General features: G+C 70.7%; 20 protein-coding genes and 1 pseudogene. 16 read left to right on the plus strand and 5 right to left on the minus strand.

Translation table 11 applies throughout. The annotated features are described in order from the left end of the window. Positions 1-13 precede the first annotated feature (13 nt). The 9 genes from I4J89_RS24820 (at position 14) to I4J89_RS24860 (ending at position 11,272) form a co-directional block, all read left to right on the plus strand. Positions 14-502, plus strand: a complete 489-nt coding sequence (locus tag I4J89_RS24820; RefSeq protein WP_196416463.1) for a GNAT family N-acetyltransferase — start codon at positions 14-16, stop codon at positions 500-502. Positions 503-1,389: 887 nt separating this feature from the next. Further along, positions 1,390-2,058, plus strand: coding sequence for a DUF998 domain-containing protein (locus tag I4J89_RS24825; protein WP_196416464.1), 669 nt, complete (start codon positions 1,390-1,392; stop codon positions 2,056-2,058). A gap of 170 nt (positions 2,059-2,228) precedes the next feature. Continuing rightward, positions 2,229-3,245: a LacI family DNA-binding transcriptional regulator gene (locus I4J89_RS24830; protein WP_196416465.1), complete on the plus strand. Its 1,017-nt coding sequence runs from the start codon at positions 2,229-2,231 to the stop codon at positions 3,243-3,245. A 181-nt stretch (positions 3,246-3,426) separates the two neighbouring features. After that, positions 3,427-4,341 carry a carbohydrate ABC transporter permease gene (locus tag I4J89_RS24835; RefSeq protein WP_196416466.1) on the plus strand — a complete coding sequence of 305 codons (915 nt, stop codon included), beginning with the start codon at positions 3,427-3,429 and terminating at the stop codon, positions 4,339-4,341. Between the two features lie 58 nt (positions 4,342-4,399). After that, positions 4,400-5,221, plus strand: a complete 822-nt coding sequence (locus tag I4J89_RS24840; RefSeq protein WP_309238466.1) for a carbohydrate ABC transporter permease — start codon at positions 4,400-4,402, stop codon at positions 5,219-5,221. Positions 5,222-5,236: 15 nt separating this feature from the next. Then, entirely contained in the window at positions 5,237-6,556 is a 1,320-nt protein-coding gene (locus I4J89_RS24845; protein WP_196416468.1) for an ABC transporter substrate-binding protein, read from the plus strand. Positions 6,557-6,626: 70 nt separating this feature from the next. Next, positions 6,627-8,801 (plus strand): rhamnogalacturonan lyase, encoded by a 2,175-nt coding sequence (locus tag I4J89_RS51280; protein ID WP_196416469.1) that lies wholly within the window; start codon positions 6,627-6,629, stop codon positions 8,799-8,801. Positions 8,802-8,846: 45 nt separating this feature from the next. After that, positions 8,847-10,421, plus strand: a complete 1,575-nt coding sequence (locus tag I4J89_RS24855) for an alkaline phosphatase D family protein (protein WP_309238467.1) — start codon at positions 8,847-8,849, stop codon at positions 10,419-10,421. Continuing rightward, positions 10,418-11,272, plus strand: a complete 855-nt coding sequence (locus I4J89_RS24860) for a discoidin domain-containing protein (protein ID WP_196416470.1) — start codon at positions 10,418-10,420, stop codon at positions 11,270-11,272. The genes I4J89_RS24855 and I4J89_RS24860 overlap by 4 nt, the downstream gene beginning before the upstream one ends. A gap of 629 nt (positions 11,273-11,901) precedes the next feature. Here the strand turns inward: I4J89_RS24860 and I4J89_RS24865 are convergent. After that, positions 11,902-13,587: a methyl-accepting chemotaxis protein gene (locus I4J89_RS24865; RefSeq protein ID WP_196416471.1), complete on the minus strand. Its 1,686-nt coding sequence runs from the start codon at positions 13,585-13,587 to the stop codon at positions 11,902-11,904. 233 nt (positions 13,588-13,820) lie between these two features. Then, positions 13,821-14,030, minus strand: coding sequence for an integrase (locus I4J89_RS49800; RefSeq protein ID WP_230859544.1), 210 nt, complete (start codon positions 14,028-14,030; stop codon positions 13,821-13,823). Positions 14,031-14,447: 417 nt separating this feature from the next. Here I4J89_RS49800 and I4J89_RS51980 point away from each other — a divergent pair. From I4J89_RS51980 to I4J89_RS24885, 4 genes and pseudogenes are all read left to right on the plus strand, one after another. Beyond that, a pseudogene (locus I4J89_RS51980) lies at positions 14,448-14,627 on the plus strand (hypothetical protein); the annotation flags it as partial. A gap of 37 nt (positions 14,628-14,664) precedes the next feature. After that, on the plus strand, positions 14,665-14,922 hold the full coding sequence (locus tag I4J89_RS49810; protein WP_309238468.1) for a DDE-type integrase/transposase/recombinase: 258 nt from the start codon (positions 14,665-14,667) through the stop codon (positions 14,920-14,922). A 63-nt stretch (positions 14,923-14,985) separates the two neighbouring features. Next, positions 14,986-15,231: a hypothetical protein gene (locus I4J89_RS24880; protein WP_196416472.1), complete on the plus strand. Its 246-nt coding sequence runs from the start codon at positions 14,986-14,988 to the stop codon at positions 15,229-15,231. A 248-nt stretch (positions 15,232-15,479) separates the two neighbouring features. Beyond that, positions 15,480-15,968, plus strand: a complete 489-nt coding sequence (locus I4J89_RS24885) for a cupin domain-containing protein (protein ID WP_196416473.1) — start codon at positions 15,480-15,482, stop codon at positions 15,966-15,968. A 22-nt stretch (positions 15,969-15,990) separates the two neighbouring features. Here the strand turns inward: I4J89_RS24885 and I4J89_RS24890 are convergent, their stop codons facing one another. The 3 genes from I4J89_RS24890 to I4J89_RS24900 all read right to left on the minus strand — a co-directional run bounded on the left by I4J89_RS24890 (position 15,991) and on the right by I4J89_RS24900 (position 22,350). Then, positions 15,991-19,278: a S8 family serine peptidase gene (locus tag I4J89_RS24890; RefSeq protein ID WP_196416474.1), complete on the minus strand. Its 3,288-nt coding sequence runs from the start codon at positions 19,276-19,278 to the stop codon at positions 15,991-15,993. Between the two features lie 61 nt (positions 19,279-19,339). Then, on the minus strand, positions 19,340-21,220 hold the full coding sequence (locus I4J89_RS24895; RefSeq protein WP_196416475.1) for a glycoside hydrolase family 15 protein: 1,881 nt from the start codon (positions 21,218-21,220) through the stop codon (positions 19,340-19,342). A gap of 74 nt (positions 21,221-21,294) precedes the next feature. Further along, positions 21,295-22,350, minus strand: a complete 1,056-nt coding sequence (locus I4J89_RS24900; protein WP_196416476.1) for an Hsp70 family protein — start codon at positions 22,348-22,350, stop codon at positions 21,295-21,297. 164 nt (positions 22,351-22,514) lie between these two features. Here I4J89_RS24900 and I4J89_RS24905 point away from each other — a divergent pair, with 164 nt between their 5' ends. From I4J89_RS24905 to I4J89_RS24915, 3 genes are read left to right on the plus strand one after another with little or no spacing between them, the layout of a single operon-like run. After that, positions 22,515-22,961, plus strand: coding sequence for a hypothetical protein (locus tag I4J89_RS24905; RefSeq protein WP_196416477.1), 447 nt, complete (start codon positions 22,515-22,517; stop codon positions 22,959-22,961). 41 nt (positions 22,962-23,002) lie between these two features. Further along, entirely contained in the window at positions 23,003-25,036 is a 2,034-nt protein-coding gene (locus I4J89_RS24910; RefSeq protein ID WP_196416478.1) for an NADPH-dependent 2,4-dienoyl-CoA reductase, read from the plus strand. Between the two features lie 19 nt (positions 25,037-25,055). Continuing rightward, positions 25,056-25,865, plus strand: coding sequence for a crotonase/enoyl-CoA hydratase family protein (locus tag I4J89_RS24915; protein WP_196416479.1), 810 nt, complete (start codon positions 25,056-25,058; stop codon positions 25,863-25,865). The last annotated feature ends 9 nt before the right edge of the window (positions 25,866-25,874 follow it).

Genomic DNA, 25,874 nt, shown 5'->3' on the forward strand with positions numbered 1-25,874 from the left:
GAGGGTGCTCCCGATGTCACGCTCAACCGTGCGGCTTGCCGACCGTCCCGGTGACCTCGGCTGGACCGTGATGGCCCACGGCGAGACCTACGCGCAACAGTTCGGCTGGAACACCGACTTCGAAGCCCTGGTCGCCACGATCGTCGGCGACTTCGCCGCCAGCCACGACCCCGCCCGCGAAGCCGCCTGGATCGCCGAGGCCGACGGCGCCCGAGCCGGATCGATCATGCTGGTCTCCACCGACGATCCGCACACCGCCAAACTGCGCATCCTGCTGGTCACCCCGGCCGCCCGCGGTCACGGCCTGGGCACCCGGCTGGTCGACGAATGCCTGGCCTTCGCCCGTACCGCCGGCTACCGGCAGGTCACCCTCTGGACCGTCGACGTCTGCGTCTCCGCCCGCCGCATCTACGAAGCCGCCGGCTTCACCCTCACCGACGAAAAGCCCGAGCACAGCTTCGGCCACGATCTCATCGGCCAGCATTGGACGCTGCGGCTTTGAGAGCATTTCATCGGTACGCGCCACGCCGCCCCACCGAATTCGGGCCGTCCCTTACTACCGCGCGATCCCTCAACGTGCTCGCGGTCCCCAACGCGCGTTCCGGCGGAGTGCCCCGCGGGCCTGTCGCGCCGGTGTTGTGGTTGCTCCCCAACACCTCGGGCGCCGGTCCGGGTCGCATGGCCGCCAACGCACAAGCGACCGGCGTCGGCACCACCGCCCGGAGCGCCGATCCGTGGTGATCACGGTCGTAGTCGATCAGTGGCGTTCCCAGCCCTCGATCAGCAACAGTCGGCGAACCCCCTCCACGGCGTCGCCCTCGGTCCGCGCGCACCGGCATGGCGGTGCCCCAGGCGGCCCGCCGGGGCCTCGCGGGCAGAACGCTCCTCCATAACGTGCTGCACCGCTAGCCGAACAGGGGCCGTAACCGGCCCACAGGCACCTGCCAGCGCTCATTGGCGGCATCGCCGGCAGCCCGGGCGAGCCGAGCCGTAGCCCACGTACCTCACCGCACCGCCATGACGTGCCGAGGCGACGGCCGGCTGCTCCCAGCCGTAGCCCACGCACCTCGGCCGCCAGACAGCACCCACGTTGGGCCGGTTCCGACGCCGGTCGCTTCTCCCGCGAGCGGCCATACGACCTGCACCGGCGCCCACACCGCTGGCAAGCAACCACAGCACCGCCGCAACGAGCCCGGGCTGCTCGGTTGCGGCCCTGACGCCGGTCCGGGCGTACTGCGGGCTGCGGCGTCCTGGGTGCTCGCTCGCGCCTTGTCGCCGGACCACGACAGGCGCTTTGTTCCCGACCAAGTGGGGGACCGGCGACGATGCGCAAGCCAGCAGGGGTGTGTTCCCAGGGCGCGCACAGGCAGGGCTGGCAGGGTGGAAGCGATGATCGAGCGCCATCTTGCCCGCTCCGGGGTCGCCTGCATAGCGGCGTGCCTGGCGTTGTTCGCCTGGCTGCACGTCACGCCGCCGTCCTCACTGGTGGACTGGCGGACGCGGACGCTGAGCCAGTACGCCCTGCTCAGCAATGGCTGGGCCTTCGACGTGGCGACGCTGCTGCTCGCCGCCGGCTCGGCCGCCGTGCTTGCGGCGCTGGTGCGGGCGCGGGTGCTCCGGGCCGGGTCCGGTGCGGGCGTCGCTCTCGGGCTGTGGGTGATCGGTCTGGTCGGCGTCGTGGTGTTCGAGAAGCACAACTGGTCCGTCGGGCCGTCCGTCAGCGGGGATGTGCACCGGGCGGCCAGCCTGCTCGCCTTCCTGAGTCTGCCGGTATCCGCGTTGCTGGCCGGCGCATCCGGGTTGCGGCGCCCGCCGGTCAGGGCTGCGGCGATCACCGTCCTGCTGGCCGGGGTGGCCGCGCTGCTGTGCTTCTCACCGATCCTGTGGGCGTTGCTGTCCGAGCCGTGGACCGGTGTGCGGTGGTGGCGCGCCATCCCGCTCGGCGCGGTCGAGCGTCTGCTCGGCCTGGCCGAAGTGGCGACCGTGCTGCTGCTGGCCCGGTGGGCGACGCTCGCCCCGGCCGCGGCCGGGCAACCCGAGGTCGCTGCCCGCGCCTGACGCCCGCGGGCAAACCGTTCCCGGGAGGTTTGCGGGCGCGGAGTGCCGTGTCTGGCGGCCGCGGCCGGCGCTGCGCCGTGCACCGCATCCGGCGGACGGCGGAGAGCAAAGGGTGACAGCGGACAGAAAACCCGGCGCGAGTGGATCACCGGTGCTCCTATAGTGGGCCGATGCCGCAGAGGAGGCCGACGCTGGCCGATGTCGCCGCTGAGGCGGGTGTGTCCAAGGCGGCCGTCTCGCGGGTGATCAACGACGCGCCGGGGGTGTCGGCGCGGACCCGGGAGCGGGTCCGGGAGGTGATCGCCGGGCTGGGGTTTCGGCCGGATCCGGTGGCCCGGGCCCTGGCGTCGGGCCATGGTGAGGTGATCGAGCTGGTGGTCATCGATGAGGCTTCGATCTTTGGCACGAGTCCGTACTACGGGCGCGTCACCGCGGGGATTCTTCAGGAGCTGACGGGCAGCACGGCGCAGCTGCGCGTGCACGTCGTTGACGAGGCCGGCGCGCCGGCGCTGCTGGGCAGGATCGCGGACGCGGTCAGCCTGGGGGTGCTGCTGATCAATGTGGAGCCGTCGATGGCGGCGGAGTTCTACGCGCGGTGCGACCGGGTCGTGTCGATGGGGCCGTCCGCTCCAGGGGTTCCGTATGTCGGCATGGAGAACGCCGACGGGGCGTACGCGGCGGTCGTGCACCTGCACGAGAGCGGCCGGCGCCGCATCGTGGCGCTGCACGGGCCGGAGGGCAACTCGTGCGCCGACGACCGGCGCGAGGGGCATCGGCGTGCGGTGCGCGAGCTGGGCCTGCCGGACGTCTCGGCGAGCGGCCGGTTCCGGCGGACCGCCGGGTACGAGCTGACCCAGCGCCTACTGGCCGAGGAACCCGAGCTGGACGCGATGTTCGTCAGCTGCGACCTGATGGCGACCGGCGCGATGCAGGCGCTCGCGGACGCCGGCCGGCACGTGCCCGGGGACGTGGCGGTGGTGGGCTTCGACGACAGCGTGATCGCGGTCTGCACGACTCCGCCGATGTCGTCGGTGCATCAGCCGGTCGAGCGGATGGCCGCCGCGGCTACCCGGGCGATGGTGAAGCGGCAGCTGGCGCCCTACTGGCGGTGCGTCTTCCCGGCCGAGCTGAAGGTGCGGCAGAGCTCCATCGGCGCCGGTCAGTGCCCGTCAGCGTTGAATAGTTAAAAAAGCATCGCCGAATCCGGCAGGCCGAAGTGGCGATCTAAGCGCTGAAACGATCCAGAATTTACCGCCTGGAAACCGTTGACCGGCGGAGTGAGGCCGGGCACACTGCCAGGAAAGCGCTTTCCTGCCGGGTCCGTCGCCCTGGGGCGCTTCGTCTCGACACACAGGCGAAGGGGGTCGAGTGAGCGCCATCGGCGAGCTGCGACGACTCAAGACCACTACCCGCAAGAAGGACAACCGGGCGGCCTTCTTCTTCCTCCTGCCGTGGTTCGCCGGGTTGATAGTGATCACGGCCGGACCGGTGGCGGCGTCGTTCGTCCTGGGGTTCACCGACTACAACCTGATCCAGCCGCCGGAGTTCAGCGGCCTGGAGAATTTCCAGCGCATGATCTCCGACGAGCGGCTGCATCAGGCACTCGCGGTGACCTTCAAGTACGTGTTCATCTCCGTCCCGCTCCAGCTGGTGGCGGCGCTCGGCCTGGCCATGCTGCTGGACCGTGGCCTGCGAGGGCTGGCGTTCTATCGCTCGGCGTTCTACCTGCCGTCGCTGCTCGGCTCCAGCGTCGCGATCGCGGTGCTGTGGCGGCAGATCTTCGGCGCCGACGGCCTGGTCAACCAGGCGCTGAGCCTGGTCGGCATCGACGGCCGGAGCTGGATCTCCGACCCGAGCACCGCACTGTCCACGCTGATCGTGCTGAACGTGTGGACCTTCGGCGCCCCGATGGTGATCTTCCTGGCCGGGCTGCGGCAGATCCCGGCGATGTACTACGAGGCCGCGTCGGTGGACGGCGCGGGCCGATGGACCCAGTTCCGGAAGATCACGGTCCCGCTGCTCTCGCCGATCATCTTCTTCAACCTGGTCCTGCAGATCATCCACGCGTTCCAGTCGTTCACCCAGGCCTTCGTCGTCTCCGGCGGCACCGGCGGCCCGTCCGACTCGACGCTGTTCTACACGCTCTACCTCTACCAGCGCGGCTTCCACAACTTCGACATGGGCTACGCGAGCGCCCTCGCCTGGCTGCTGCTGATCATCATCGCCGGGTTCACCGCGATCAACTTCTGGGCCGCCAAGCGATGGGTCTTCTACGATGACTGACCTGAAGGAACGCGTCATAGCGCCGGCGCCACCAGTGCCACAGACGCCGGCGAGAAACGTGACAAGGAGCCTCGCCAAGCACACCGGGCTGATCCTGCTCGCCCTGATCATGCTGTACCCGGTCATCTGGATGGTCGTCAGCTCCCTGCGGCCGAACGACGAGATCTTCCGGTCGCCCGGGATCGTGCTGGACAGCCTCCAGACCGGCAACTACGGCGAGGGCTGGAACGCGCTGTCCGCCCCGTTCAGCCACTTCCTGATCAACTCGGCGATCGTGGTGCTTGGCTGCATCATCGGCAACCTGGTGTCCTGCTCGATGGCGGCGTACGCCTTCGCCCGCCTCGAGTTCACCGGCAAGAAACTCTGGTTCGCGATCATGCTCGGCACCATCATGCTGCCGATCCACGTGATCATCGTGCCGCAGTACATCCTGTTCTCCCAGCTGGGCTGGATCAACACGTTCCTGCCGCTGATCGTCCCCAAGCTGCTGGCGACCGACGCGTTCTTCGTCTTCCTGATGGTCCAGTTCATCCGGGGCCTGCCGCGCGAGCTGGACGAGGCGGCCCGGATCGACGGCGCCGGGCATCCACGGATCTTCCTGCAGGTGATCCTGCCGCTGATGCTGCCCGCCCTCGCCACCACCACGATCTTCACGTTCATCTGGACGTGGAACGACTTCTTCAGCCAGCTGATCTACCTGACCGACCCCGAGATGTACACCGTCCCCGTCGCCCTGCGCTCGTTCGTGGACGCCACCGTGGCCACCAGCTGGGGCTCCATGTTCGCGATGAGCGTCGTTTCGCTGCTGCCGATCTTCCTCGCCTTCCTGATCGGACAGCGCTACCTGATCAAGGGCATCGCCACCACCGGAATCAAGTGAAGGAGCCACATCCCCATGGTTCGCAACGGTCTGACCAGGCGTTCACTGCTTTCCCTCGGCATCGGTGCCGGGGCGGCGGCCACCCTCGCCGCCTGCGGCGGCGATGACGGCGGCGACGCGGGCGGCGAGATCTCCAAGGAGGCCGTGAAGCTGCGGTTCACCTGGTGGGGCTCGGACGCCCGGCACAAGCGCACCCAGCAGGCGATCGACCTGTTCACCAAGAAGTACCCGAACATCACCGTCTCCGGTGAGTTCAAGGAGTGGAACGGTTACTGGGACAGCCTGGCCACCACGGTGGCGGCCAACGACGCCCCGGACATCATCCAGATGGACGAGCTCTACCTCGCCTCGTACGCCGAACGCGGCGCCCTGCTCGACCTGGGCGAGGCGAGCAAGCACCTGAAGACCGCCGACTTCGACGAGGTCGTGCTGGCCACCGGCAAGGTCGACGGCAAGCAGTACGCGATCCCCACCGGCCTGACCACGTACGCGATCGTCGCTAACACCGACCTCCTCGCCCAGTACAAGATCCCGGTGCCCGACGACAGCACCTGGACCTGGGACGACCTGAAGAGGATCGGCGCCGAGGTCTCCAAGGCCAGTGGCGGCAAGGTCACCGGCGTACAGTCATGGGGTTTTGACTCTGGTGGTGTCAACATCTGGGCCCGCCAGGCCGGCGCCTCCCTGTATGACGACGCCGGCAAGGTGGCCATCCCGCCGGACGTGCTGGCGAGCTTCTGGCAGTACCTGCTCGACCTGGCCAAGAACGGGATCGCCCCGGCCCCGTCGGTCACCGTGGAACGCGCCGGCGCCCCGCTCGACCAGTCCGGCACCGCCACGAACACCTCCGCGTTCGGCACCTGGTGGAGTTCCCAGCTGCCCTCGCTGGCCACCGCCAGCGGGCAGAAGCTGAAGCTGCTCAAGCTGCCCACCAACGGCCAGCCCGCCGCGGCGGACAGCCCGTACTACAAGCCGTCGATGTTCTGGTCGATCTCGTCACGCTCGAAGCACCCGGCCGAGGCCGCCGCGTTCGTCGACTTCCTGCTCAACACCACCGAGGCCGGCGACGTGCTGCTCACCGACCGCGGTATCCCGTCGAACACCACGGTCCGCTCGGCGATCACCCCGAAACTCACCGAGAACGACAAGGCCGTCGCCGACTACCTCCAGTCGGTCAAGCCCGGACCCGCTCCGCGGGTCACGCCCAACGGCGCCAGCAGCATCGAGACCATCCTCAAGCGCCACAGCGAGGAGGTGCTCTTCGAGCGGCAGACACCCCAGCAGGCCGCCGCGGGCTTCATCAAGGAACTCCAGGCCGAGATCGACGCCGCCTGATCCGTACGCCTTCAGCGTCGTCCCGTGACCCCCGGCTCGGGACGGCGCACCATCCCCGAGGAGATCCGTCATGCGCCTTCGCACCGTGGGCGTCATTTCCGCCCTGCTGCTAGCCTCGCTCTCCGCCCCGGCCGGGGCCACCGGACGCGCAGCGCCACTCGACCGCGGTCTGGTCGCGGCCACCACCAGCGAAGGGGTCTTCCTGAGCTGGCGGCTGCTCGGCACCGAGGCCACCGGCTCCGGACCGACCGGCCTGACCGGCACGAACTTCCACGTCTACCGGGACGGCAAGCGCGTCGCCACCGTCACCGACAGCACCAACTTCCTCGACAAGGCCGGCACCGCCACCTCGAAGTACCGGGTCGTCCCGGTCCGTGGCGGCCGTGGCGCCACCGTCACGCCGTGGGCGTCGGGGTATTACGACCTGCCGCTGCAGAAGCCGGCCGACGGCGAGACCTACACCTACTCGGCGAACGACATGAGCGTCGGCGACGTGGACGGCGACGGCCAGTACGAGTACGTCGTCAAGTGGGACCCGTCCAACTCCAAGGACGTTTCCCAGGTCGGGTACACCGGGCCGGTCTACATCGACACGTACAAGCAGGACGGCACCCTGCTGCACCGCATCGACCTGGGCGTCAACATCCGGGCCGGCGCGCACTACACCCAGTTCCTGGTCTACGACTTCGACGGCGACGGCCGCTCCGAGATGATGCTGAAGACCGCGCCCGGCACGAAGACCATCCGCGACGGCCGGGAGCACTACATCAAGAACGGCTTCCAGAAGGACGCCGACTACCGGATGAGCGCCGCCGACTACTACCAGCACGTCGTCGAGATGTTCCTCGGCTGGCACGAGCACCCCGAGGTGGTCGCCGGGCGCTGGCCGGCCACGCTGGAACAGGCCTTCGGCATCGCACCCGCCTACCAGTACCCGCTGAGCCGCGCCGACGCCGAAGCGCTCACCGACTACTTCATGGACGTGTACGCGCCATCCCGCAGCACCCGCAACAACCTGCACGCCTTCGAAGGCTTCATCGTCGACGGCCCGGAGTACCTGACCGTCTTCGACGGCGCGACCGGCCGCGAACTACAGACCATCGACTACAAGCCGGGACGCCACGACGACGGCCTCATGTGGGGTGACTACGCGATGGCCCGGATCGAACCGGGCAACCGGGTGGACCGGTTCCTCGCCGGCGTCGCGTACCTCGACGGCAAGCGGCCCTCCGCGGTCTTCGCCCGCGGCTACTACACCCGCTCCACGCTCGTCGCCTACGGCTGGAACGGGCGCCGGCTCACCGAGAGCTGGTACGTGGACAGCGGCTGGACGCCGATGACGAACCCGTTCAACGACTCACCGCACGGCCGCGACGGCACCGACCCCGAGTTCGGCAGGCTGACGACGCAGGGCTTCCACTCGCTCAGCGCCGCCGACGTGGACCTCGACGGTAAGCAGGAGATCGTCTACGGGGCCGCGACGATCGACCACGACGGCAGCCTGCTCTACTCGTCGTCCGGGACCCTGCCGTCGGGAGAGTCCGCGCGGCTCGGACACGGGGACGCCATGCACGTCACCGACATCGACCCGGACCGGCCGGGCCAGGAGATCTTCACCGTGCACGAGGGCGCGACCTCGGCGCCGTACGGCATGGCGATGCGCGACGCGGCCACCGGCGAGGTCCTGTTCGGTACGTACTCCGGGCGCGACACCGGCCGCGGGATGATCGGTGACGTGCTGCCGGAGGTCCGCGGCATCGAGTCCTGGGCCAGCATGCCCGGCGGGTCGGCGGCCCTCGGCCTGCACAGCGCCAAGGGTGAGGTGCTGACCAGCAGCATCCCCGGCACCAACCAGAGCATCCGCTGGGCCGGTGACCTGACCACCCAGATCGTCAACGGGGCCGGCGACGTCACCCCGACGATCGACGACTGGAAGCGGGGCACGCTGCTGACCGCCGAGGGCACCCGTACCAACAACGGGACGAAGGGCAACCCGAGCCTGGTCGCCGACATCCTCGGCGACTGGCGTGAGGAGCTGCTGGTCCGCACCGTGGACAGCTCGGCGATCCGGATCTACCTGAGCACCGAGGTGACCGGCCACAAGCTGTACACGCTGATGCACGACCCGCAGTACCGGGTCGAGGTGGCACGGCAGCAGACCACGTACAACCAGCCGTCGTACCCGAGCTTCTACCTGGCCTCGGACACCGACTGGTCCCGCGTCCCGCTGCCCGGCCGCCGCTGACGTGGCCGGCGTATCCCCGGGCCCCGTGATCAAGTTGATCAGGGGGTGCAGGAGAAACCGCTCAGGCTAGCCACCCTGCCCCGCCGGAGGCTGCTCGCTCTCGGCGGGGCCGCCGTGGCCACCGCGCTCGCGCCGGTGGCGGCGGCCGCGCCGGTCAGCGCCGCGCCGCCGCGAACCGACCCGTTCACGCTCGGCGTGGCCTCCGGAGACCCGCTGCCCGGCGGCGTGGTGCTGTGGACCCGGCTGGCGCCGGAGCCGTTCGCACCGACCGGCGGGCTGGGCTTCGTCAGCCGGCCGGTGCGCTGGCAGGTGGCGGAGGACGCCGGCTTCACCCGGGTGGTGCGGTCCGGTACCGCGACGGCGCGCGCCGAGTACGGGCACTCAGTGCACGTCGACGTGCGAGGTCTGCGGCCCGGCCGGGTCTACTGGTACCGATTCCGCTGCGGCGGGCACCTCAGTCCGGTCGGCCGGACCCGGACCGCTCCGGCGGCGGATGCCACGGTCCGATCGCTGCGGTTCGCGGTCACCTCCTGTCAGTCGTACACCGATGGTTTCTTCACCGCCTGGCGGCATCTCGCCGCCGAAGATCTCGACCTGGTGTTCTTCCTCGGCGACTACATGTACGAGGGCGCGGTCAACAGCACCGGCGGCGACCGCGCGGACACCGGGCTGCGGCTGCCGGAGATCTTCCAGCTGGCCACCGACACGCTCGACCTGTACCGGCTGAGGTACGCGCTCTACCGCACCGACCCGGACCTGCGGGCCGCGCACGCCGCCTTCCCGTGGGTGCCGACCTGGGACGACCACGAGGTGCAGGACAACTACGCCGCCGGGGTGCCGCGCTTCGACATCAGCGCCGAGGACTTCCTGGTCCAGCGGGCCAACGCGTACCGCGCGTACTGGGAGAACCAGCCGCTGCGCCGGCCACGGCAGCCGGCCGGTGCCGGCATGCCGCTGTACCGGCGGCTGCGGTTCGGTGACCTCGCCACCGCGCACGTCCTGGACACCCGGCAGTACCGGTCCGACCAGGCCTGCGGCGACGGCGTGAAACCCGACTGCCCGGACCGGCACGACCCGGCCCGCAGCCTGCTCGGCGCCGATCAGCGCGGCTGGCTCCTCGACGGCATGGGCCGGTCGGGCACCCGGTGGAACATCCTGGCCCAGCAGATCATCATGACCGAGCTGCTGTACAGCGGCCGGTTCGACATGGACAAGTGGGACGGATACCCGGTCGATCGCCAGGCTGTGCTGGACACCGCCGCCCGCGTGCCCGGCACGGTCGTGCTCACCGGCGACATCCACTTCAACTACGCGGCCGACCTGCGCGCCGACTTCCGGCAGCCGGGCACACCCGCCGTCGGCGTCGAGCTGATCGGCACGTCCATCTCCAGCGCCGGCGACGGCAGCGACACCACGCCGGCCCTGGACCGGCAGCGCAAGGACAACCCGCACGTACTGTTCGCCAACGCCCAGCGCGGCTATGTGCGCTGCGAACTTACCCCCGACGCGCTGCGCGCCGACTACCGCGTCGTCCCGTACGTCACCCGCCGCGGCGCCCCGATCACCACACGGGCCTCATTCACCTCCGACCGCGACCGCCCCGGATTGGCTCCCGCATGATGCCTCGCCCAGCCGCTGCCGCCCTGCTCCTCGCCCTGGCCGCGACCAGCACCCCGCCCGCCCGCGCGACGACACCCGAGCCGCCAGCCCCGACCGGCCCCGCACCGCGGGCACGGCTGACCGTGGAACCCGGCGCACTACCGATCACGACCGGCCAGTGCAACGGCGGCCGGCTCCAGGTCAAGCTCACCAACCCCGGCCCGGAGCCGATCTACGCCACCGCCCGGCTAGGCGCCTCCGACCTCCTGCACCTGCCCCGCCGACTGATCTCCACCTGGCTGCCGCCCGGCTACACCCGCACCGTGCCGGTCACCGTGAGCGCCGCCACCGGCACCGCGCCCGCCACCTACCTGGTCCGCGTCATCAGCAAAGACCAGCGCATCGAGGTGCCGGTAACCGTCACTCCGCCGGCGCCGTCACCCGACCTGACCCGATCCGTGTCCCGGGTCAACGCCTCCTCCTACCGCGCCGGCCTGCTCCCGTGCGGCGCCCTCGACGGCGACGCGGATCCGGCGCACTGGTGGAAAGGCACCGGCTGGGCCGACGGCACCGGCAAGGAATGGCCGGACCGGCTGCGCCTGAAATGGGCGACGCCGCAGACGGTGAGCAGCGTGCGGGTCACCACAACCGACTCCGCCGAGTTCCCGGCCGCACAGTTCGGCCTGCGCGACTGGGACATCCAGGTGGCCGGCCCGGACGGCTGGCAGACGGTAGCCGCCGTGCGCGGCAACACCGCCGCCGCGGTGACCAGCACTTTCCCTCCGCGGCGGACCGCGCAGCTCCGCATCGTCACCCATGCCGCGAACGGCACCAACGACTGGTCCCGCATCGCCGAACTCCAGGTCTTCTAGATCTAGACACGGATCTCTGCCTGCCGGTCCAGCTTCTTCGCGGTACGCGTGACCCGCGTCCCGCCGAAGCCGACCCGTGCCCGCCCTCCCCGCGCGAGCCACACTTTCCGTCCCGGCCGCAGCGCGGCCGCCGGGAAACACCAGTCCGTCGCGCTGCGGGGAGGACCGGGCGCGGGTGCTCGCCAAGCGGCCGGGCGGCCTGCCGCGGGTTCGCCGGACCGGGCGCGGTGACGCCGTGGTGCGTGCGAGCGCCCCGCGTGCCGGGTCCGGGTGGTAGGGCCGGTCCACGCCGCTACGCGGTGGTTTGAGGAACGTGGTGGATCCCGTGCGCTCCCACCCACCCAACCACGATCCGCCAGACCGGCCGCAACCCGGCACTCCGGCTACCCGACGTCACTTCCGCCGTGCGCCACCCCCGAATGACGACCGCAGAACATACCCCAGGCGGCGGGGCCGCAGGCGCGCCTGGTCGCGGTCGGCAGCGCCGCTTCCGGCGGGCAGATGGCTGCCGGCCCGCCGGCGCCATCGAGTTCGCGATCCACACGCTGCGCAAGGCCCTCTACCCCGATGGCAAGTGGGCCGGTCGGGCCGCGCCTGGCATGGCTACGCCGGCGAGGCCGGCAGCCACCTCAACGTCCCACGTGATAGTCCTTGACCAGGTGGTGCAGCTCCGCCGCTTTGCCGGCCAGTTCGTCGCATGCCCGGGCGGTGACATCGGCGGCGGACTGGGCCTGTTCACTCGCCAGGCGCACCTCGGCGGTGTTGCCGGCGATTATCTGTGAGCCGCCGGCGGCCTCGCCGAGACTGCGGCTGATCTCGGACGTGGTGGCGGTCTGCTGCTCCACGGCGGAGGCGATCGTGTTCTGCGAGTCGCTGATCCGCGCGATGATGTCGCTGATCTCCTCGATGGCCGTCACCACCGCGGCGGCATCACTCTGGATGGTGTTCATCCGGCTGGTGATGTCGCCGGTGGCCCGGGCGGTCTCCTGGGCCAGGTCCTTGACCTCGCTGGCGACGACGGCGAACCCCTTGCCCATCTCGCCGGCGCGGGCGGCCTCGATGGTCGCGTTCAAGGCGAGCAGATTCGTCTGCTCGGCAATCCCGTTGATCAGCGTGACCACGCTGTTGATCTCGGCGGAGCTCTCGCCGAGCCGGTTGACGGTGTGTCGGGTGGTCTCGGCGACCTGGACCGCGGACGTGGCCACCTGGGCCGCCCGGACGGCGTTCTGCGAGATCTCCACGATCGAGGCGCTCATCTGCTCCACACCGGCGGACACAGCGGCCACGCTGTGCGACACCTCGTCGGCCACGGCGGAGACGTTCGCGGTGCCACTGGCCGCGGTGGTGCTGGTGGTCATCATGTCGGAGCTGAGCCCGGTGAGCTGCTGCGCGCAGTCGCGGACGTCGTCCGCGCTCGACCGCACTGCCATGACCAGCTCGCGGACCTGCTCGAACTGGGCGTTGAGGCCGCCGGCCAGCTCCCGCAGTTCGGTGGTGCCCTCCGCCTGCAGAGCGAAGTCCAGATCGCGGGGATCACGGCCGCGCAACGCGGCGGCATACCGTACGACCGTACGGCCCGTCAGCAGGTGGATCAGCGCCAGCACTCCGGCCATGCCGAGCGCCAGGACAACGGCGAGTACCAGCAGCGTCGTCATCAGCCGGCTGGTGTCCGCCGTGGCCATGCGCAACTGTTCCTGTGCCGCGGCAGCCAGTTGGTTCTGGAACTCCCCGACCGGCTCGGTGATCAATGCCTTGTCAGCGGCGTACTGATCGTCCGACATGATCTGCCCGGCCCGGGCCATCTTCGCCGCATCGCTCAACGCCGCGTCAGCGGCGGAGAGCCGGAACCCGGCCACGGGTTCCGGCATTGCCGTCTCCGGGGTCTCGTTCGCCTCCAGGACCAGGCGCATCGCTCGGGTCTCGGTGTTGACGAGCGCGTCGGACTTGGCCTTGGCCTCCGCGAGCAGATCGAACAGCGCGCGGGGCGCGCCGAGGGACTTCAGCTGCTCGATCACCCGGTCCCGGGTCTTGGTCTCGTTGATCTCTTTCCAGTACGCCTCCAGGTGGCCGGCCGCACCGGTGGCGGCGTACATGCGCGCCTCGTTGGTCAGCAGATCGGAGGCGTTACCCAGATCGAGGGCGAGCTGCTTGAACCGCGCCTGTCGCTCGTAGGCCGCCCGCTCGTCCTCGACGGCCCGGCCCAGCGCCAGCGCGGTGTAGCCGAGCAGCACCGCCAGCACGGCGAGGACCACCGCGGTACCCCACGTCAGGGTCGACTGCTTGACCGACAACCGGGAAGCCCGCACAACGGCCATCCCCTCCCCCCGAACCTCGGCGGCCGACGTTCAGGCACGCCGCCATCATCCCGACCTTACAAATCGATCACGCACGCCTACCGCCAATCCGCCAAAACCGTCACGCCAGCACGGGCCGTCAGCGCTGTCTTCCACCGACGTGGCCACACCGACTCTGCGTATTGCCGACGCTCGGCCGACCCGGAACCTTACGGAAACCAGGTTGTAGCTGCCGAAAATTCCATCCGGGCAGGTCAGGCGGCACGATCGTATTCGTGGAGGATGCCGCCGAGGCGGTCATTTCGGTGCATGTTCAGGTGGGCGAGCCGGTCCGGGTTGGTGATCGGTTCGGGCGGCGGGGCGAGTGGCCGGACGTTCGCGATGTCCTGATGAGGCCGGTGGCTGTTGTAGAAGGCCTCGTACTCGCGCAGCGCGTACAGCAGATGTCGCTGGTTGAGGATCAAGGTCCGGTCGAGCAGTTCGCGCCGGCAGGTCCGGGCCCAGCCCGGTCACGGATCAGGTACTTCACTCGGCACCCGGCGTCCTCGAGGTCCATCGCAAGGTTGCGGGCGGTCTGGGTCACCCACGCGGTGCTCGGGTGCGCGGTCGCGCCGAGGATCCGGATGCGGCGGCTGGCATGCTCAATGACTGCCAGGACGTACAGCCTCGTACCGGTCAGGTGACAGTCTCGATGAAGTCCGCGGCCAGCAGCGCCTCGGCCTGCGAACGCAGGACTTCGTCCAGGGTGGTGGCTGCCCTGAAGCGGCGCGCTATCTGACCAGCACGGACGTATTTGTCGGCAGGTACACGGTCGACATCGCCGATTACGTGGTCGGGCTCTGTTGCGTCGGACGATCAGGCAGGGTTGACCGGTGAAGTCGGTGGCTCGGTCTCGTTCCTGTTCTCCTCCTCGCTCGGCATTCGCCGCGTTTCGTTTCCCGGCCGAGGTGATCGTGGGAGCGGTGCGCTGGTACCTGCGCTACGGCCTGTCGTACCGCGACGTCGAGGAACTGCTCGCCGAGCGTGGGATCGACGTCGACCAAGTGACCGTCTACCGGTGGTTTGTAGACGACCGACGCCGCACCGGGCTACCCGGCCGTGCTCGAAGAACTGATCCCGGCGGCGGGGCACCACGTCGAGCGGTATGCCAACCATCCGATAGAAGCCGATCACGGCCAGCTCAAGCGCCGACTGAGACCGATGGGCGGACAGCAAACCGATCGGACGGCACAGGTGGTGATCGCCGGCCATGCCTTCGTACAGAATCCGCGCCGCGCCCACTACGAACCTGGAGCCGACGCCCGACCCGCACTGCGGGTCAACATGGCGTTCAGCGAACTCGCCCCGGCGGTCTGACCGCACCGGGCCGGGCACAGCGCGTCCGCCGATCTCGCAACGCAACAACGCCACCGCCAGGACGTGGCCGAGCCGATAATCGCGCAACGTGGCGGCCAGGTGCGGATCACCGCCGTAAGCTTCGTCGCCGGCGACCCACCGGCAGGGCAACAACGCTGCCTGGAATGGCTGACCCGCTTCCGCCGGCTGGTCCGCCGCCACGAACGCATCGGTTTCCACTACCTCGGACTCCTACGCCTAGCCTGCGCTCTGATCTGCTACCGCCGCGCTGACCGGCTCGGCCTGTTGGCCAGCAACAACTCCAACTGACACACGGTCTTAGTCCACTAGGACTTCAACACCGGGTTTCAGATCCCCACGGACTGGCCGTAGGCCCTGCCCGGTGACCGGCGTGCGCCCGAAGGGCACGAACCGGCCGACCCCGCTGGCCCCGACCCTCGGACAGGAGCGGGCCCTGCCCATCGTTGTCCCCGGACGGCCCGGCCGCTGCGAGCCCGCCCGGCGACGTTCACGTGCTGACCGGGAAGGCCGCCTCGCTCCGGCGTAGGTTTTGATCCATGACTTATCCACCTCCGCTGTACCACGGCACTGAAGGCGAGAACAGCGCGATCTACCGGCCGGACGGCACCGAGCCGGAGCTTGTCTATCCGAACGGCACCCGCGTGCACTACCTGTCCTCGGGCGCGTCGACCGGCGGGCTCTTCGGGCTCTACCGGTGGGAGTGCGGGCCGGGTGTGACCGGGCCGGATCCGCACTTTCACCGAACCATCACCGAGTCGTTCTACATCCTGTCCGGCAGCATGCAGATCTACAACGGTGAGAAGTGGATCGAGACCGAGCCAGGCGACTACGTGCACGTGCCGGCCGGCGGCGTCCACGGGTTCAAGAACAGGTCGGGGGAGCCGGCCTCGATGCTGCTGCACTTCTCGCCGGGGGCGCCGCGGGAGGGCTACTTCGAAGGCCTGGTCCGGCTGGCGCAGATGAGTGAGGAGGAGCGGACCGCTTTCTATCTCGAGCACGACAACCACTGGCTCGAGGAGAAGTGAGCGGCCCGCTCCTGGCGTCACCTCACCGCAGCGCGTAGGCCCTGATCAGGGTCTGCTCCACGGTGTTGCCGGCGGTGTCGGCGGCGGACACCCGCAGCGAGGCGAAGCCCGCGCCCCGCGGATGGTGGACCGTCGCGACCCGCCGGTCGCCGGTGCCGGTGACGGCGGCCTTCTGCCAGGTCTTGCCGTCGTCGTAGGAGACGTCGACCTGGACCGAGCGGATCCGTCCCACCTGGGCGCCGGGCTGGTGCTCGACGATCACCGGGATCTCGAAGCGGCGGCCGGCCGGCGCGGTGTTGCGGTCGTCCAGGCGCGGCGCGAACCGTACGGTGTGCACCGGCAGCCGCTGGAACCGCTCAGCGGCGACATGGCCGGAGCGGAACGTCCACGCCGCGCGAATCTCGGTGGAGAGGGTGTGCGGCGCGCCGCGCGTCGACGTCGCCACCACCCGGTAGGTGGCCGGTTCGGGCGGGACCTCGTACTCGTAGCCCTCGCCGAGCTTGGTGCCGTTGCGGTACAGCTCGACCTGCTCGGTCGCCACCCAGGAGAACCCGGGGTGTCCGCTTCCGTCACCGGAGAGCGGCGGATAGACGATCATGAAGTCGCCCTGCCGGGTCACCCAGACCACTTCCTGCGGCGGCTGGGTCACGTTCGGGCCGAAGGCCGCCCCGTTCCACTGCTGGCGGTAGGTGCGGCCGGCCCGGACCGGCTGCCGGGCGGCGTCCAGCTCGCTGACCGTCTCCGGGAAGGTTTCGCCGGCCGGTGGCTTCTCCTGGAAGAAGATGGAGCCCCACTGCGTCTGCGGGTTGACGTAGTCGGTGCGGCGGAACGGCAGGTCGAACGAGATCGGTATGAGCCAGGCGCTGCTCTCCGTGGTGAACTGGGCGAGGTTGCCCTTGGCGCCGCGTACGCCGGTCGCCTCGGCGGCGTACGACGCGTTGAGGGTGGCCAGTTCGGACAGGCGGGGCGCCTTGCGCAGGCCGCGGAACATCCGGCCGGGGTTGAAGTAGGCCAGTTCGGTGACGTACGGGCTGTTGTGGAAGTCCCCGGCGGCACCAGGTACGCCGAACGTGCCGTTGACCGACGCCAGGAACGACGGGTCGGAGACGCCGGAGATCGGGCCGGCGTACGCCTCGTCGAAGGTCGCCGTCACGATGCCGGTGGCGTATCCGACGGCCTCGGTCAGCCAGTCGGCGTTGACGGCGGCGAACGCCGTGCCGGCACCCGCCTGCGGTGCGGACAGCCGGACCGGGCCGGCCCGGCGGGCGTCGATCGTGATCGTGCGGTCCCCGTCGACGACCACGACGGACTCGGCCATCAGGGTGGTGTCCTCCGGATCACCGTTCTCGTCCTCGGCGCCGAGGATCCAGCTGGTCAGGCCGTACCGCCCGGCCGGGACGCGCAGGACCTCGGTGGCCGCCTCCGCACGGCCTTCGATGACCTTGAGCCGGTCCAGCCCGAGCAGGAGGACGGTGTGGTTCAGGTTCGGCGAGCCGTCCCGGTTGATCGTCCGGATCGTCACGTCGTAGCTCTCCACCTCCTTGTCGATGCCGATCGGGGTGGAGACGCGTACGCCGCCGGCCGCCGTGGCGGTGAGATAGCCGCCGAGCGGGCCGTCCGGCTCGGGGCCGCGGGTGTCAGCGGTGACCGTGGTGGCCGCGGTACCGCCGGCCGGAACGGTGAGCGTCGAGGCCGCCACGGTGAACGGCCCGCCGGAGACGGTCAGCGTCAGCTCGACCGCCGTCGTACCGGAGTTGCGATAGGTGACCGGACGCGTGACCGGCTGGTCGTCGTCGTGCGGCCAGCGCTGCACCCCGAAGCTGATGCTGCCCTGGTCGACGGTGACCGTCTGGGTGATCTGCCGGGCCACGTCGACCCGGCCGGCGCCCTGGTCGAAGGAGTTCACACCGGCGGTCGGCTTCGCCGACGCCATCAGGGTGTTCTTGCGCAGCCGCGACGACCAGTCCGGGTGCTGCTGGACCAGGATGGCGGCGGCGCCCGCGACGTGCGGCGCGGACATCGAGGTGCCGGAGAGCGTCGAGTAGCCGGCCACCGGTGCCGGGCCGCCGATGACGTCGTGCGCGGCCTTGGCGGCCACGATGCCGACGCCCGGCGCGGTGATGTCCGGCTTCATGGCGCCGTCGCCGACGCGCGGGCCGCGGCTGGAGAAGTCGGCGAGGCTGTCGTCGCGCTCCACGGCGCCGACCGACAGGGCCGCGTCGGCGCTGGACGGTGACCCGATCGAGCCGGCGCCCTCGAACCCGGAGTTGCCGGCCGACATCACGAACAGCGTGTCGTGCTGCTCGGTGAGCTCGTTGACGGCCTGTTCGAGCGGGTCGACCTCCGGGGTGTCCGGAGCGCCGAGGCTCATGCTCACCACCGGGGCACGCTCGGCCGCCCAGATCATGCCTTCCAGGATCTGCGAGTCCATGCAGAACTCCGGCCCGCACACCTTGCCGATCAGCAGTTTCGCGCCGGGCGCCACACCCTTGTACCGGCCGCCGGACGCGGCGCCGGTTCCGGCGACGGTCGACGCGACGTGGGTGCCGTGCCCGACCTCGTCGTCGACGCTGCCCGAGCCGGTGAAGTCCCGCGTCCCGGCGATCTGTCCGGCGAAGTCGGGGTGGGTCAGGTCGATGCCGCTGTCCAGGACGGCCACGGTCACGCCGGTGCCGTCGTAGCCGGCCTGCCAGGCGGTGGGTGCGCCGATCTGCGGCACGCTGCGGTCCAGGTTCAGTTTCCGCTTGCCGTCCAGCCAGACCTTCCGTACGCCGGTGCGCAGGGTGCGCGCATCGGCGGAGCCGGTGGTGAGCGACGACCAGAGCTCGCTGCGGGCCTGGCGGTCGGCGCGGACCGCGAGAACTCCCACAGCAGACAGATCGCGCGTAACCCGCGCTTCCCCCGCGGAAAGCGCGGATCGTGCGCCCGGGGCGCCGCCGTCGGGATACGCGACGAGCAGCGGAAGCTCGTCGCCGGTGCCGAGTGCGGCGAGTTCGGTGACGTCGAACAGCCGCTTGTCGAGGCGACCGTCGCGGAGCAGGGCGAGCGCGTCGGACGGGATGACGTACCGGTGCTCGCCGATGGTCTGTGTCAAGAAGCGGATCTTGCCGCGGCCCGCGCCGGGCTTCACCGACATGGCCTTGCCGTGCAGCGTGACCCGGTCGCCGGTGATCAGTGTGACCGGCTTGGCCGGGGCCGCTACCTGCGGTCGCGCGGCCGCGGCGGGTGCCGGTGCGGCCGCGGCCGGGGCGGACAGCACGCTCAGGCCGAGGATGGTGGTGGTCAACAGGGCTGGCAGTCTTCTACGCATCGATGCCTCCCGTGCCGGGACCGTCCCGGCCTGACATCGACCATCGCAGATGTTTTTCGGTTTATCTGCCCCGTACCGCGGAGACCGTGGTGTGCCGGCGCCGGCCCGGCCGGGCCTCGTCCAGGCGCTGGTTCAGGGCGACCGCGGCGTCGATCAGGGCCAGGTGGGTGAAGGCCTGCGGGAAGTTGCCCAGCTGCTCACCGGTCAGCCCGATCTCCTCGGAGAACAGGCCCAGATGGTTGCCGTAGGTGAGCATCTTCTCGAAGGTGAGCCGCGCCTTGTCCAGCTCGCCGGCCCCGGCTAGGGCGGTGACGTACTGGAACGTGCACAGCGAGAAGGTGCCCTCGTCCCCGCGCAGGCCGTCCGGGGAGGCGCCCGGGTCGTAGCGGTAGACCAGACTGTCGGTGACCAGCTCGTCCTCCATGGCGCGCAGCGTGGAGGTCCACATCGGATCGGTCGGCGTGATGAAGCCGACCGTGGGCATGCGCAGCAGCGACGAGTCCAGGACGTCGGTCTCGTAGTGCTGCCGGAAGGCCTTCCGGCCCGGGCTCCAGCCGCGCTGCATGATCTCGTCGTAGATGGCGTCACGTTCGCGCCGCCAGTTCTCCAGCGGAGCCGGCCGGCCGTGCTCGGTGGCCATCCGCAGGCCGCGGTCCAGGGCGACCCAGCACATCAGGCGGCCGTAGGTGAAGTTCTGGCGGCCGCCGCGGGTCTCCCAGATGCCCTCGTCCGGCTGGGACCAGTTGCCGGCCACCCAGTCGAGCAGGTCGCGGATCGCCAGCCAGCCCTGGTGGCCGGGGATGAGGCCGTGGCGGTGGCCGACGTACAGGCTGTCCAGCGCCTCGCCGTAGATGTCCAGCTGGAGCTGGCCGGCCGCGCCGTTGCCGATCCGGACCGGTGCCGAACCCCGGTAGCCGGACCAGTGCGGCAGCGTCTCCTCGATCAGGTCGCTGGAGCCGTCGACCCGGTACATCAGGCGCAGCGGGCCGCTGGAGTCCTTCTCGTTCTGCTCGTGGACCCGGTCGCGCAGCCAGCGGGCCAGTCCGGCGGCCTCGTCGGTGAAGCCGAGCGAGAGCAGCGAGTAGACCGAGAACGACGCGTCGCGTACCCAGGTGTAGCGGTAGTCCCAGTTGCGTTCGCCGCCGAGCTGCTCGGGCAGGGCGGCGGTCGGCGCGGCCACCAGGGCGCCGGTGGGTGCATACGTCATCAGCTTCAGCGTGATCGCCGAGCGGTGCACCATCTCCCGCCACCGGCCGTCGTACGTGCATCCGGCCAGCCACCCCGACCAGAAGTCGACGGTGTCGTCGAACAGCCGCAGCGCCTCGGCCACCCGCAGCTCGCGCACCTGCCGGGCGCCGGTCTCCAGCGCCAGGCCGCGTACCTGCCCGGCGGCCAGCCGCAGCTCGCCGCGGACGTCGCCGTTGTCGTCCACCCACGACCGGCCGAGGTGCTCGTCGTCCGGTTCGCGGATCAGCCGGACGGTCAGGGCGTTGCGGGCGCCCTCGAAGACCACCCCGTCGTCGGTGGCGTGGGTCTTGTGCGGTTCCCGGCCGTAGTCGAACCGGGGAGCGATGTGTATGGCGAAGGTGATCTCGCCGCGTACGCACCGGACCAGCCGGACCAGCCGGTGCCGGTCGGACGCCGTGTCACCGGCGGCGACCGGCATGAAGTCGACGACCTCGCCGACCCCGCCGGCGGTCAGGAACCGGGTGACGAGCACCGCGGTGTCCGGCAGGTAGAGCTGCTTGGAGGTGAACGCCTCAGCGGTGGGCCGGGTCTTCAGGTGACCACCCCGCTCGGCGTCGAGCAGCGCGCCGAAGACGCTCGGCGAGTCGAACCGGGGCGCGCACCACCAGTCGACGGTGCCCTCCGTGGTGACCAGGGCGGCGGTCTGCAGGTCACCGATCAGCCCGTGGTCGGCGATGAGCGGGTAGTCAGCCATGCTGGCAAGAATGCGACCGGCCGCCCGGCCCGGCATCATTCCGCACGGATGAGTTCAGCGGCCGTGCCGCCGGGTCAGGGTGGCGAGCGCCGGCGCCACCAGGCGCGCCACGAGCGGGCACCCGGCGGGCCCAGCCGCAGCGCTCCGCTGACGATCGCGTGCCGGTCGCGGACGGTGACCGCCGGAGGCAGACCGGCGGCGACCAGGGCGGCCTCGACGGCGGGCCGGGCGCCGTCGTCGCCGACCAGCACGACGGCGCCGATGTCGCGGCGGTCCAGGGTGGCGTCGGCGAGCAGCTGTTTCACCGTCTCGTCGAGGCGGCCCAGGTGGGCGGCGGTGGCCGCGATCAGATCCTCGCGGGTGAGCATGACGGCCGGGTGCGGCTCGGGCAGCAGGACCGGCGCGTGCGGCCGCACGGCGAGGGCGGTACGGGCCTGCTGGATCTCCCGGACGACCCGCCAGTCGTCGAGGGCCGCGGCCGGGTCGGTGCCGGGGGCGGCGCGTTCGGCGGCGAGCCGGATGAGGGCCTCGTCGACGGTGGGGGAGTCGGGGTCGCGTACCTCGGCGGTGGCGAGTTGCCGGTAACCGCGGGCCACCTCCAGGACGGTGAGCTCCGGGGTGGCCTCGCCGGTGGCGCAGACCGCCACGTACGGCCCGGCGCCGGCGAGCACGGCGGCCGCGGCCGCCCCGGTGACGATCTCCGGGGCCGGCAGTCCGGCGCGGGCGGCCGCCTGGTGCAGGCGCTGCCGGGCGGCTGGTCCCCACAGCCGCGCGGTGACCACAGTGAGCGCGGAGACCGGTGTGCCGGCCCGCGCGGACGCCGCCGCCGCGACGTGGGCGAGCACCGCCCCGACCGCGTCGACCGGGTCGAACCGGGCGCCCGGGGCCGGAACGCCGGTGTGCAGCAGGGTCATCGGGTCGGGCCGGTAGCCCTCGGGCAGTCGCACGCTCGCGGCCAGGGCCGGGGTTCCGATGCTCAGGGCGCGGGTGTCGGGGTCCTGGTAGACGCCGCTGGGAAAGCGGGTCTCGCCGTCGAAGACGACAGAGTGCACGGCCCCGGCGGTCTCATACACCGCGGTGGTCCACCAGGCGGCGATGTCGACTGCCAGGCGAAGATCCCCGACGGACATGTCCGGCAGTGTCGCAAAGGGACGGTGGACGGATGGTTCCGACCGGGATCTTCTTCGCATAGTGCCAGATCGATTGTTCCGAGTGGCCGGATAGATCGTCCGGAAGGTAAGGAATGGGGGATCGGTGCGATGAGCGTCGATATGATCCGCTAGCCTCTCGCGGCGTGGGATTCATCAAGCGTCGTCTTCGTTCGTTCGTCTGGCTCGGTCTGCCCGTGATCGCCGCCGCCGGCCTCTTCTTCGGTCTGCGCGACGGTGGGGCCGCGTGGAAGGCACATCGCGGCGAGGGGGTGGCCGGCACCTTCGTCGCCACCAGCGCGATGTGCAAGGTCACCGGCGACTCGTGCAGCACCGTCTACGGCACTTTCACCGCGGCCGACGGCAGTGTCAAACGCGAGGACGTCGTCCTCTACGAGGCGCCGAAGGAGCTTTCCGGCGGCGGTGAGGCGGCCGCGCTGGACTCCGGCGCCCCGCACGGGGTCTTCCTGGCTGACGGCGGCTCCTCGTACGTGATGTACACGATCTTCACGGTCGGCGGTGCGCTCGCCGCGATCGCCTGGGTGCTGTTCCTGGTGACCCGGCTCCGGCGGCGCAGTCAGGTGGCCGCATAGGAAACTTGTTGCATAGGTGCTTAGTTGTATAGGGTGCGGCGGTGACCGCCTACCCCACCCTGCTCAGCCCCTTGGACCTCGGCCACACGGTGCTGCGGAACCGTGTGGTCATGGGGTCGATGCACACCAAGCTCGAGGACCGGGCCCGCGACCTGCCGAAACTCGCCGCGTTCTTCGCCGAACGCGCCCGGGGCGGTGTCGCGCTCATGGTCACCGGCGGGTTCGCGCCCACCTGGCGCGGCTGGCTCGCCCCGTTCGGCAGCATGATGACCTCGGCCGGTCACGCCCGCGCTCACCGCGTGGTCACCGACGCCGTGCACCAGCACGACGGGAAGATCCTGCTCCAGGTGCTGCACGCCGGGCGCTACGCGTACCACCCGTTCAGCGCCGGGGCGTCGCGGCGCAAGTCGCCGATCACGCCGTTCAAGCCGCGGGCCATGAGCACCCGCGAGGTGGATCGCACCGCCGGCGCGTTCGCCCGGGCCGCCGCCCTGGCCCGGCGTGCCGGGTACGACGGCGTGGAGATCATGGGATCCGAGGGATACCTGATCAACCAGTTCCTGGCCGCCCGGACCAACGACCGCACCGACCGGTGGGGCGGATCCGCCGAGAACCGGATGCGGTTCCCGCTGGAGATCGTGCGGCGCACCCGGGACCTGGTCGGCGACGACTTCATCGTGCAGTACCGGATCAGCCTGCTGGACCTCGTCGACGACGCGCAGTCCTGGGAGGAGACCGTCGAGCTCGCGCTCGGGCTCCAGGAACGCGGCGTGTCGATCCTGAACACCGGGATCGGCTGGCACGAGGCGCGCGTGCCGACCATCGTCACCTCGGTACCCCCGGCCGCGTTCGCGTGGGTCTCCGGCAAACTGCGGCGCGCGGTGTCCGTACCGGTCATCGCCTCGAACCGGATCAACCGCCCGGAGATCGCCGAGGAGGTGCTCGCCGCCGGCGACGCCGACCTGGTGTCGATGGCCCGGCCGCTGCTGGCCGACGCGGAATTCGTGCGCAAGGCGGCCGAAGGCCGCGAGCGCGAGATCATCACCTGCATTGCCTGCAACCAGGCCTGCCTCGACCACACGTTCCGCAACAAGCGCGCCACCTGCATGCTCAATCCCCGAGCCGGGTACGAGACCGAGCTCGTCCTCGCACCCACCAGGACCGTCAAACGGGTCGCCGTCGTCGGCGCCGGGCCGGCCGGACTCGCCGCCGCGGTCGAACTCGCCGGCCGGGGCCACCGGGTCGACCTCTACGAGGCCGCGGACGCGATCGGCGGACAGTTCCGCCTGGCCGCGCGGATCCCCGGCAAGGAGGACTTCGCACACACCCTGGCGTACTACCAGCACATGATCGAGGTCCGCGGGATCACCCTGCACCTCGGCGTACGCGCCGGCGTGGACGACCTGGCCGGCTTCGACGAGGTGGTCATCGCCACCGGGGTCACCCCGCGAGTGCCGCCGATCCCCGGCGTCACGCACCCGAAGGTCCTCACCTACCAGCAGGTCGTCGGCGAGCGCGCCCCGGTCGGCGACCGGGTCGCCGTCATCGGCGCCGGCGGGATCGGCTTCGACATCGGCGAGTTCCTGCTGCACGAGCCGGGCGAGCCGGCCGAGCGGTGGCGCGGCCGGTGGGGCGTCGCCGACCCGGAGCAGCACCGCGGCGGGCTCACCACCCGGGTGAAGGCGCCCGCCCGCCGCGAGATCCACCTGCTGCAACGCAAGTCCACCGCGCTCGGCAAGGGCCTGGGCAAGACCACCGGCTGGGTGCACCGGGCGACCCTGCAGGACGCCGGCGTGACGATGCTGCGCGGCGTGGAGTACGTACGCGTCGACGACGAGGGCCTGCACATCACCGTGCCGAGCGAGCCGGGCGACCCGAAGTCACCGCGCGAGGCCCGCCTGCTGCCGGTGGACACCGTGGTGATCTGCGCCGGCCAGGAGCCGGTACGTGACCTCGTCGGCCCGCTCATGGCCAGTGGTGTGTCCGTCCACGTCATCGGCGGCGCCGACGTCGCCGCCGAACTGGACGCGAAACGCGCCATCAAGCAGGCCACCGAACTCGCCGCCCGACTCTGAGACGACGGAGCACCGACACATGAGATTCGTGACGACGCGGATCGACGACGCGATCGCCCAGGTCCGCCTGTCGCGGCCGGACAAGCTCAACGCGCTCACCCTGGACACGCTCGGCGAACTGGTCCGTACCGCGCGGCGGCTGCGGGCCGACCGCACCGTACGCGCGGTCGTGCTCGCCGGCGAGGGCGACTCGTTCTGCTCCGGACTGGACATTCCGGCGGTGCTGCGTACGCCACGCCGGATCGCCGGCGCCTTCCTCCCGGCGCCCTGGCGCGGCACCAACCTGTTCCAGGAGGCCTGCTGGGCGTGGCGGCGGATCCCGGTCCCGGTGGTCGCCGCCGTCCACGGGCACTGCTACGGCGGCGGCGTGCAGATCGCCCTCGGCGCCGACTTCCGGTTCGCCACCCCCGCCTCGCAGTGGTCGGTGCTGGAAGGCAAGTGGGGCATCATCCCCGACATGACCGGGATGCGGACCCTGACGGAGGTCGTCGGCCTGGACGTCGCCAAGCGGCTCACCATGACCGCGGAGGAGATCTCCGGAACCGAGGCGGCCCGGCTCGGCCTGGTCACCGAGGTGCACGACGACCCGATCGTCGCCGCCACCGCGTTCGCGCAGCGGCTCGCCACCAGGTCACCCGACGCCGTCGCGGCCGCCAAGCGCCTGCTCGACGCGGCGGTCACGTCGAGCGCCCGCCGCACCTTCGCCCGGGAGCGGCGCGAACAGCTGCGCCTGCTCCTGCTGCCGAACACCCGGATCACCCAGCGCGCCGCCATGAAGCGGACCGAACCCGAGTTCCGGCCGCGCGCCCGGCGATCGGCGTCCTCGTAGGCTGGTGCC

It is taken from the genome of Actinoplanes aureus, from assembly GCF_015704865.1.
Taxonomy (GTDB): Bacteria; Actinomycetota; Actinomycetes; order Mycobacteriales; family Micromonosporaceae; genus Actinoplanes; species Actinoplanes aureus.